The organism is Burkholderia sp. 9775_39 (assembly GCF_015712225.1).
GTDB lineage: Bacteria > Pseudomonadota > Gammaproteobacteria > Burkholderiales > Burkholderiaceae > Burkholderia > Burkholderia cenocepacia.
Window position 1 is genome coordinate 1 of record NZ_JACCQC010000111.1, and the last position, 397, is coordinate 397.

At 56.2% G+C, this 397-nt stretch carries 1 protein-coding gene; it reads left to right on the forward strand.

What is annotated here, in order from left to right; all coding sequences use genetic code 11:
- A partial coding sequence (locus H0X90_RS35520; protein ID WP_196438454.1) for an FAD-dependent oxidoreductase occupies positions 1-397 on the forward strand: 397 nt, incomplete at both ends.

Genomic DNA, 397 nt, shown 5'->3' on the forward strand with positions numbered 1-397 from the left:
CCTCAACGCCATTGAATCCTGCGCCCGTCGCAGCAAGCGCGGTGCCGTTGTTGGTGGCGGCCTGTTAGGTCTGGAAGCTGCTGGCGCGCTGAAAAACTTAGGCATTGAAACCCACGTTATCGAATTTGCCCCTATGCTGATGGCGGAACAGCTTGATCAGATGGGCGGCGAGCAGCTGCGTCGCAAAATCGAAAGTATGGGCGTGCGCGTTCACACCAGCAAAAACACCCTTGAGATTGTGCAGGAAGGTGTCGAAGCGCGTAAAACCATGCGTTTTGCCGACGGCAGCGAACTGGAAGTCGACTTTATCGTCTTCTCTACCGGTATCCGTCCGCGCGATAAGCTGGCAACCCAGTGTGGTCTGGACGTTGCTCCGCGTGGGGGTATCGTCATAAAT